8 protein-coding genes are annotated in these 6,749 nt (G+C 70.5%); 3 read left to right on the plus strand and 5 right to left on the minus strand.

The window, feature by feature from the left end:
- The 4 genes from GWK61_RS51590 to bioB form a co-directional block, all read right to left on the minus strand.
- Positions 1–199, minus strand: a 199-nt coding sequence (locus GWK61_RS51590) for a hypothetical protein (protein WP_194921465.1), incomplete at its 3' end; no start/stop codon positions are given.
- 521 nt (positions 200–720) lie between these two features.
- Positions 721–1,587, minus strand: a complete 867-nt coding sequence (locus tag GWK61_RS51595; RefSeq protein WP_194921467.1) for an LLM class F420-dependent oxidoreductase — start codon at positions 1,585–1,587, stop codon at positions 721–723.
- A gap of 147 nt (positions 1,588–1,734) precedes the next feature.
- The gene (locus GWK61_RS51600) at positions 1,735–1,986 is read right to left on the minus strand and encodes a hypothetical protein (protein ID WP_194921469.1); all 252 of its coding nucleotides are present in this window, start codon (positions 1,984–1,986) and stop codon (positions 1,735–1,737) included.
- Between the two features lie 81 nt (positions 1,987–2,067).
- On the minus strand, positions 2,068–3,174 hold the full coding sequence (gene bioB, locus GWK61_RS51605) for a biotin synthase BioB (RefSeq protein ID WP_323748160.1): 1,107 nt from the start codon (positions 3,172–3,174) through the stop codon (positions 2,068–2,070).
- Positions 3,175–3,294: 120 nt separating this feature from the next.
- Between bioB and GWK61_RS51610 the strand changes: the two genes are divergently transcribed.
- The 3 genes from GWK61_RS51610 (at position 3,295) to GWK61_RS51620 (ending at position 6,030) form a co-directional block, all read left to right on the plus strand.
- The gene (locus tag GWK61_RS51610) at positions 3,295–4,011 is read left to right on the plus strand and encodes a DUF4232 domain-containing protein (RefSeq protein WP_194921471.1); all 717 of its coding nucleotides are present in this window, start codon (positions 3,295–3,297) and stop codon (positions 4,009–4,011) included.
- A 109-nt stretch (positions 4,012–4,120) separates the two neighbouring features.
- A complete protein-coding gene (locus GWK61_RS51615; protein ID WP_194921472.1) occupies positions 4,121–5,176 on the plus strand; it encodes a Dyp-type peroxidase in 1,056 nt (351 codons plus the stop codon).
- Between the two features lie 5 nt (positions 5,177–5,181).
- Entirely contained in the window at positions 5,182–6,030 is an 849-nt protein-coding gene (locus tag GWK61_RS51620; protein WP_194921473.1) for a family 1 encapsulin nanocompartment shell protein, read from the plus strand.
- Between the two features lie 38 nt (positions 6,031–6,068).
- On the opposite strand, the gene GWK61_RS51625 is transcribed toward GWK61_RS51620, so the two are convergent.
- The gene (locus GWK61_RS51625) at positions 6,069–6,527 is read right to left on the minus strand and encodes a class I SAM-dependent methyltransferase (protein WP_194921474.1); all 459 of its coding nucleotides are present in this window, start codon (positions 6,525–6,527) and stop codon (positions 6,069–6,071) included.
- Positions 6,528–6,749 lie beyond the last annotated feature (222 nt).

Here is a 6,749-nt window from a genome sequence, read left to right on the forward strand (position 1 = left end):
CCAGCCGCGAGGCCATCGCCGCCGCCTCCACGAGCAGAGCGGAGTAGTCCAGCGCCCGGCGGCCGTCGTCCAACGCCGTGGCGTCAGGATGCGCACGTGCCGTGGCGTGCAGGATGTCAATGAGCGTACGGGGCGCCGGCGCCGACGCCGACGCGTCGTACACCGCGGGGGCGTCCTGACCGGACACCGGCTGATCCATTCGGGTTTCCTCGCGTCGGCGGGACGGCGCGCGTGGTTCGCGCACCTGGCCGATGTCAGGATATCAACAGAGATGATCACGCGAATTCCGGCGGCGCCCCGGGGATGACAGTCGGTGGGCGGGCGAACTGTGCCAGCACAGCGAACCGAAGCGTCGGCGGTGTGGCGCGGGTGTGGTGCGGCGATGGCCGGCGGGTGTCTGACTCGCGCGGCGTGGGTCGAGTATATCGATGGCTGCGGCCCTCCCTGACGCCTCCGGCCGAGACGCCGGCCACTCCCCCAAGATCACGAAGCCTTGCTTTTGTAGATGAGTGCCGCCGGAGGCGGCTCCTTAGAAGGTCGTGTGCACGAGATGGCGAGTTGGATGTGGAGAGAGGATTGGGGCCCGTTATCTATGTATGGGATGGGGCGTGGCTCGGCACACGAACGAGATTGAAAGCCCGGCCCCGCCGGCCCGAAAGCCGGCAGAACCGGGCGTCACCCTCAGCGCCTCACCAGCGCGTCAAAGCCCAAAGCTGATCCTCAGAGCTCCGCCATCGCCGGAATCAGTTCCCGCCCGATCAACTCCAGCCGCTCCGTCTCCCATACCTTCGGCACCGACACGTGCACCTCGCTGACATCGAGCGCCGCGAAGCCGCGCATCTGCTCCAGCAGGGCCGGTATGTTCTCGCCCTTGTCGCCGATGTCGAGGGGAGCCATCACCGTCTTCTCGATGGCGTCGTAGTCCGTGCCCTCGGTCTCGCAGTGGCCGCGCAGTACCTGCAGCTTGTGCTCCAGCTCCGGGCTTGCGAACAAGTTGCACGCCTGCGCGTACTTCGCCACCAGGCGCAAGGTCTTCCTCTCGCCACCGCCTCCGATCAGGATCCGGGGAGTGCTCAGGGGCTGCGGAGAGTTCAGGGTGCGGCCCAGGTGGTAGTGCTTGCCTTCGTAGGGGCCGTCGTTGTCGCTCCACATCTGGCGGCAGATCTGCAGGGTCTCCTCCAGGCGCTCGAAACGCTCAGCGGTGCCGGGGAAGTTGAGCCCGAGGCCCTCGGCCTCCTCGCCGTTCCAGGCCGCGCCGATGCCGAGCCAGGCGCGGCCCTTCGACAGCACGTCCAGGGTCGACACGGCCTTGGCCAGCAGGCCCGGCTCGCGGTAGGTCACCGCCGTGACCCACGCCAGCAGCTCCACCTTCTCGGTGCGCGCCGCCAGGTAGCCCAGAGTCGTGTACGCCTCAAGCATCTCCGACTCGACGGGGCCGAAGTGACTGATCTGGAACAGGTGGTCCATCACGCTCATGCGCCCGAATCCGGCCTCCTCGGCCGCCACGGCCACCCGGGTCAGGCCGTCGGCCAGGGTGGCGGGGCCGCCGGGGAAGGTGAAGTTGGTGATGTGCAGCCCGAGTTGCATGGTCAAGCTCCTCGCAAAGGACATGGGGGTAGCAGAAAGTGGACCGGCCGGCGGCACTCCCGCCGGCTGTCCCTCACGAAAGCTACTCCCGCCGTGCCCTGGATGTCAGTCTGCGACATCAACTCGCTGCGGCATCGCCGGACGCTGTCAGGCCCTTGGCACCCGCACCGGGCCCGGCGACTCGTGGTCGCCGAACGCCCTGCCGTCGACAAGATCGCCACGAGCCCCGCCGCCGTCCCACGGCAGCACCGCCGCCCAGCCGGCGATCACGAACCCGAGCACCAGTACCACGGCGAACACCGCCACCACGCCGCCGGAGTTGGCGTTGATCCCGGCGATCCCCAGCGCCAACAGGAAGCTGCCGACGAGCAGCGCGGTCAAGCCCCACTTGGTGTTCATACCTTTACGGTAGGCGCGCCCGCCGATCCCGCCACTCCCCCGGCCCGATCGGAGGTCCCCGCCTGATCGGGGCCCCTTCACTCACGTGTTCGCCGCCACCTGCGTCCCGGCCCCGCGCCGCCGCACCGCCACCTGCTCGGCGCGCGCCGCCGGCAGCGTCCCCTCCTCTCGCCCCTCGACGACGAACCCGGCGTCGGCGATCATCGCCAGGTCGTCCGCCCCGGCCGCGCCCTCGCTGGTCAGGTAGTCGCCGAGGAAGATCGCGTTGGCCAGGTGCAGCGCGAGCGGCTGCACCGTCCGCAGGTGGATCTCCCGGCCGCCGGCCAGCCGCACCTCCACGTCCGGGAACACGAACCGGAACAACGCCAGGATCCGCAGGCACCGGGCCGGCGTGAGGTCCCACCGTCCGCCGAGCGGAGTGCCCTCGAACGGGATGAGGAAGTTGACCGGCACCGAGTCCGGATCCAGCTCGCGCAGCGCGAAGGCGACGGAGACCACGTCCTCGTCGCTCTCCCCCATCCCGAAGATGGCGCCGGAGCACGGCGACAGCCCGGCGGCGGTGGCGTCCTGCAGCGTGCTGACGCGGTCGGCGAAGGTGTGCGTGGTGCAGATGTCCGCGTACTTCTCCTCGGCGGTGTTCAGGTTGTGGCTGTAGGCGTCGGCTCCGGCGGCGGCGAGCCGTGCGGCCTGGCCGTCCTTGAGCAGCCCGAGGCAGACGCAGACCTCGACGTCGGGCGTGCCGTCCTTGATAGCCGCCACCGTGTCGGCCACACGTTCGATGTCACGGTCCGAGGGCCCGCGTCCGGAAGCCACCAGGCACACGCGCTTGGCCCCGGCGCCGACGGCCTTCGCGGCCAGCTCGGTCGCCTCGTCGGTCTTGATCCACGAGTACTTCAGGATCTCCGCTTCGCTGCCCAGCCGTTGCGAGCAGTAGAAACAGTCCTCCGGACACAGCCCGGACTTCATGTTGACCAGGTAGTTGAGCTTCACTCGGCGCCCGAAGAAGGCCCGCCGCACGCGCCCGGCAGCCGCGACGACGTCCAGCACGTCGTCGTCGGAGGTGTCCAGAAGCGCCAACGCCTGCTCGCGCGTCGGCGGCCGGCGCTCCAGGGCCGCCGCGACCAGATCGGAGAGCAGGTCGGAAGGCGGAGTGTCGAGGGGAAGGTGCACACCAGAGGGGTCGGTCACGGTTCCCCATCGTGGCGTGGCGCCCGCGGGCCAGGTGATCGGTGGCCAACACAGGATCACGCGGTAAACGTTGTGGGGTTCCTTCTGGCGTCTGCGGCCGCGCATGGCATGCTGCTCGAAATGAACACCTCTGATTCGAGCCACCTGATCGGTATACGGCTGGGCACGGCGCTGGCCGCGTGCCTCGCGGCGGTGACGCTGACAGCCGGGTGCAGCGGTTCGGCGTCCTCCGGGGCCAAGAACGCCGCCGGTTCGGCGACGACCACGTCAGCGGCGTCAGCGGGCTCCCCCACGACCTCCTCCTCGTCGTCCTCGTCGGGCTCCGTGGACGGCGGCGCGAGCCCGTCGACGGCCGCGCCCGGCAGCTCCGCCCCGGCGTCGAAGCCGACCTCCGTCGGGGCCGGCGGGCCGCGCGACTGTTCGACCGACATGCTGCACTTCACGATCGATTCGGTCCGCGAGCCGGTCAATCACGTGGTGATCTCGGCGACCAACACCTCGCAGGTGCCGTGCCACCTGAACAAGTACCCGCTGCTGCGCACCTTCCAGGCGGACAAGTCGACGATCGGCGTGGCCCAGATGGACAAGCCGGCCGCCGCGATCCTGCTGGCCCCGGGCGCCGTCGCGTACTCGGGGGTGATGACCAACGCCGCGGACGGGTCGGGCACCAACCACAAGACCGTTTCGGCATTGTTCCTGCAGCTCCAGCCGGGCGACGCCGGCGCCGGCGGGACGGGCCGGCCGGTGTCGGTGGCGATGCCGCCGAGCGCGCAGTACATCGACAGCTCGGCGTATGTCTCCTATTGGAAGAGCGACATGCAGACCGCGCTCTACTAGCGGCCGGCAGCCGCTGACGATCACCAGCGACCTCCCGACGGGCGGGGGCATCGGGCGCCTGTTACGGTCGGGAGGGTTGCGACGCCCGAGCCGCGAGGAGACCCGCCCGATGACCGACCTTTCCCCCGCCGACGCCGCCCAGCCGGTGGTCAGTCCCCTGACCTCGGCGGCGATGTTCCTGGTGCTGACCGTCGAGGACGGCGGCGAGGACGCGGTCCGGGAGGTCGTCCCGGATCTGAGCGGGTACGCGCGCGCGGTGGGCTTCGGGCATCCGGAGGCGGAGCTGGCGTGCGTCACCGGCTTCGGCTCGGCGGCGTGGGACCGGCTGTTCGGCGGCCCGCGGCCGGCCGAGCTGCACCCGTTCGTCGCGCTGGACGGCCCGCAGCACGCGGCGCCGTCCACGCCCGGCGACATCCTGCTGCACCTGCGGGGCCAGCACCTGGACGTCTGCTACGACTTCGCGGCGAACATCCTGACGCGGCTGGGCGGCGCGGTGAAGGTCGTGGACGAGGTGCACGGCTTCCGCTACTACGACCGCCGCGACCTGCTGGGCTTCGTGGACGGCACGGAGAACCCGGAGGGGTCGGAGGCCGTCGCCGCGGCGCTGGTGGACGCCGAGCGGGATCCGGAGTTCGTCGGCGGGAGCTACGTGATCGTGCAGAAGTACCTGCACGACATGTCCGCGTGGAACACGCTGTCGGACCAGGAGCAGGCGCTGGTGATCGGCCGCACCAAGGCCGGCAACGTGCAGCTGCCGGACGCGGCGCTGCCGAAGACCTCCCACGTGGCGCGCAACACGATCGTCGGGGCAGACGGCCAGGAGCAGGACATCCTGCGCGCGAACATGCCGTTCGGCTCGTTCCGCGAGGGCGAGGTCGGCACGTACTTCATCGGGTACTGCGCCACGCCGACCACCACCGAGCAGATGCTGCGGAACATGTTCCTCGGCGACGCCGAGGGCAACCGGGACCGGATCCTGGACTTCTCCACGGCGGTGACCGGCTCGCTGTTCTTCGTGCCGCCGACCTCGTTCCTGGACGACCCGCCGCCGGCTCCCGGGCAGGACGTGCCCGCCGCAGACCCTGTACCCGCCGAAACACCCCGTCCCACTGATTCACCCCGTCCCGCCGATGGATCGCTGGGCATCGGAAGCCTTAGGAGCTGACTGACATGAACAACCTGCACCGCGACCTCGCCCCGGTCAGCGACGCCGCCTGGGAGCAGATCGAGGAGGAGGCCCGCCGCACGGTGCTGCGGTACCTGGCCTTCCGGCGCGTCGTGGACGTCTCGGGCCCGGCCGGCCTGGAGCTCGGCGCGGTCGGCGACGGCCACACCGCGGCGATCGCCGCCCCGCACGACGGCGTGCAGGCCCGGCTGCGCAGCGCCCAGCCGCTGGTGGAGGTGCGCATCCCGTTCGAGCTGGACCGCACGGCCATCGACGACGTGGAGCGCGGCGCGCAGGACAGCGACTGGCAGCCGGTGAAGGACGCGGCGAAGATCGCGGCGTTCACCGAGGACCGCGCGATCGCCGACGGCTACGCGGCGGCCGGCATCACCGGCCTGCGGCCGTTCGCCAGCAACGCGGCGATGGCGCTGCCGGAGGACCCGGTCGACTTCCCGACGACCGTGGCCCGGATGGCCACGCAGCTGAAGCTGGCCGGCGTCGAAGGGCCCTACCACCTGGTGCTCGGCGCCGACGCCTACCAGGCGCTGTCCGACGCGGTGGACCACGGGTACCCCGTCGCCGAGCACGTGGCGCGGCTGATCGACGGCGAGGTGATCTGGGCGCCGGCGATCACCGGCGGCGTGCTGCTGTCCAGCCGCGGCGGGGACTACCGGCTGCAGCTGGGGCAGGACCTGTCGATCGGGTACGAGTCGCACACTGCGGAGAAGGTGCGGTTCTACTTCACGCAGTCGTTCACGTTCCTGCCCTACACGGCTGAGGCGGCCGTGCCGCTGAGCGCGAAGGTTGCGGAGGCGAAGGCGGGCAAGGAGACGAAGCCCGCCAAGCGGCGGTAAGCGACGGCTAGGGGGCGCTGCCGCGGCGTAGGACAGCGCTAAGCGGTCGCGGTGACGACCACGTAGCCCTTCGGCTCGCGCCAGATCCCATCCGACAGGGTGCGGAACCTGGCGCGAGCCGCTTTGTCGAGGTCGGCGGTGATGGCCCGGTGCAGGTCGGGGTCGTCCGGCACGCCTTGCAGCGTCAGGATCGAGGCCAGGTAGGCCACGACCGGCTCGGGACCGGGGAAGAGCAGGGCGTTGTCGCGTCGCAGGACGCGGATGGTGTCGGGGGCGAAGCCTGCGGCGACGAAAGCGGGCAGGTTGCCGCCATGGACGCGCTCGTCGGGCGAGGGCGGCGGGGTGATGCCATGCCCGGCCAGGACCTCACGCAGCAGCGCCATCAGGTACGGGTAGGGCTGTTCGCGGTTGACGACGGCGGTGAAGCGGCCACCTTCCCGGAGGACGCGCCGGGCCTCGCAGACGGCTCCGGCGAGGTCGTCGAGGTGGTAGAGCATGTGGCGGTGCAGGCTCGACCAGTGGAGTTAGAGCGACCGAGGATAGGCGTGGGGCGCGCTCTTGGTAACTCAGGGATTTGACAGGCAGGCACGGGCCTGATGGTTTCGGAGTTCTCTACGCTTCGTAACCGTCGGAGCGCCCGTGCCTGCCATGCCATCATCTCTTCTCGACCCCCTGTGGGACCAGTTCTCGGCGTTGCTACCCGACCGTCCCGAGTTCGA

This window comes from Catenulispora rubra, from assembly GCF_015356825.1.
Lineage (GTDB): Bacteria > Actinomycetota > Actinomycetes > Streptomycetales > Catenulisporaceae > Catenulispora > Catenulispora rubra.